This is a genomic window from Caballeronia sp. GAWG1-1 (assembly GCF_023631465.1).
Lineage (GTDB): Bacteria > Pseudomonadota > Gammaproteobacteria > Burkholderiales > Burkholderiaceae > Caballeronia.
This window is the reverse complement of the sequence record NZ_JALQDB010000044.1, coordinates 1-2,184: the sequence shown is the minus strand read 5'-3', so window position 1 is coordinate 2,184 and position 2,184 is coordinate 1. Positions and strand designations below refer to the sequence as shown.

Here is a 2,184-nt window from a genome sequence, read left to right as displayed (position 1 = left end):
ACGGACCGGACGACAGGACTGGCGTTGCGCATGACATCAACCACGCGAGCTATGCTCGCCGGCTTTGGCCGGAGAAAGCATGCCCGCGCACCGGATGAACATGCGCATGATCAAGGACGTTTTACGACTTAAGTTCGACGGCGGTTTCTCGCATGATCGAATCGCCGCGTCGCTGGGCATTTCCAAGGGCGTGGTCACAAAGTACGTCGGACTGGCGGGTGCCGCCGGGCTGGATTGGGCGATCGCCTGTGATATGGACGAAGGCGAGCTCGAGCGACGGCTTCTTGGCAAGCCCACCGGACCCGCGGCCTATGCACAGCCCGACTACGGTCGCATTCATCAAGAGCTGCGCCGCAAGGGCGTGACGCTGACGTTGTTGTGGGAGGAATATCAGGCGGAGTTCGCGAATCGGAAGACTTACCGTTACACGCAGTTCTGCGAGCACTATAAGGCGTTCGCGAAACGGCTGAAGCGCTCCATGCGGCAGATCCACCGAGCTGGCGAGAAGCTATTCGTCGACTTCGCCGGTCCCACGTTGCCGTTGACCACAGGGCGCCGCGCGCACATCTTCGTGGCCGCCATGGGCGCATCGAGCTATACATTCGCATGCGCCACGCCGGCCGAGACGATGGAGGATTGGCTGAGTGGTATCGCCCGCGCGCTGACCTTCTACGGCGGCGTTCCCCAGCTGATCGTGCCGGATAACCCGCGCGCGATGATCGGCGATCCCGATCGCTATGAGCCTCGCGCCGGCGACACCGTGCTGGACTTCGCGCGTCACTATGGCACCTCATTTCTGCCTGCACGCGTTTATCGCCCGCAGGATAAGCCGAAGGTTGAAGTAGCGGTTCAGGTGGTCGAACGTTGGATCATGGCGCGCCTGCGTCATCGCCAGTTCGAGTCGGTCCAGTCGGTGGACGACGCGATCCGCCCGCTACTGAAGAACTTGAACGAGCGCCCGTTTCAGAAGCTGCCTGGATGCCGCGCCAGCGCGTTCACCGAATTAGACGCGCCGGCCCTACAGCCACTGCCGGTGCAGCCGTATGAGCTCGCGCGGTTCAAGGCAGTGACCGTCCACATCGACTATCACATCGAGATCGATAAACATCGCTACAGCGTCCCGCACGCGCTTGTCGGACTCAAGCTCGATGCGCGCATTACTGCGGGCGCTGTCGAGTTGTTGCATCGCGGTCGCCGTGTGGCCAGCCATGCTCGCAATGATCGCGTAGGAGGCTACACCACCGCCGTCGAGCACATGCCGGCAGCACACCGCGCCCATCTCGAATGGACTCCACAGCGGCTTATCCACTGGGGTCAGCAGATTGGCGGCGCCACCGGCGCGCTCGTCGCGCGACTTCTGCAGGAACAGCGCCATCCCGAGCACGGCTATCGGGCGTGCCTTGGCTTGCTCTCGCTCTCACGTCGCTATGGTCGCGACCGTCTCGAAGCGGCGTGCGCGTTGGCGCTTGAATTGGGTGTACATCGTTACCGCCACGTGTGCGACATCCTCATCAACAACCGCGACCGCGCGGCAGCGACCACGCCCGTCGAGTGGGTCAGTCCGAGTCACGCGCATGTCCGTGGCCCCAGCTACTATCAATAAAGAGAACCCGCCATGATGATGCATCAAACCTTGACGCAACTACGCACCCTGAAGTTGGATGGGTTCGCTGACGGATTGGAAGAGCAACTGACGCAGCCCGGTACTGCGGCTCTGAGCTTCGAGGAACGCCTGTCGTTGCTGGTCGACCGGGAAGCAAGTTGGCGCGATGATCGTCGCCGCACTCGACTGCTCAAGCAAGCGCGCCTGAAGTATCCGCAGGCCGCCATCGAAGATCTCGACACTCGCGCTGGTCGAGGCGTGGACCCGCGATCGCTCACAAGCCTGGCTCTCGGTGACTGGGTCGAATCTGGATACAGCCTGCTCATTAGCGGCCCAACCGGCGCAGGTAAATCATGGCTCGCTTGCGCCCTCGCGCAGTATGCCTGCCGACGCGGGCACTCCGCGTTGTACCTACGTGTGCCGCGCCTCGGCGAGGAACTGCGCGTCCTCCACGGCAACGGCGGCTTCACCAAATGGCTGCTGCAGGTTGCTCGCGTTGATGTTCTTCTGCTGGACGATTGGGGAATGGCTCCGCTCGACGCGATGGTCCGAAACGATTTGCTCGAGATGATTGATGACCG

The 2,184-nt window shown here is 62.4% G+C and carries 2 protein-coding genes; both read left to right on the top strand.

Going from position 1 to position 2,184, the window contains the following annotated elements; all coding sequences use genetic code 11:
* Positions 1 to 79: 79 nt before the first annotated feature.
* On the top strand, positions 80 to 1,603 hold the full coding sequence (gene istA / locus NCT03_RS29845; protein ID WP_250494983.1) for an IS21 family transposase: 1,524 nt from the start codon (positions 80 to 82) through the stop codon (positions 1,601 to 1,603).
* 12 nt (positions 1,604 to 1,615) lie between these two features.
* The coding region (locus NCT03_RS29840; RefSeq protein ID WP_250494982.1) for an ATP-binding protein at positions 1,616 to 2,184 on the top strand (569 nt) is incomplete at its 3' end.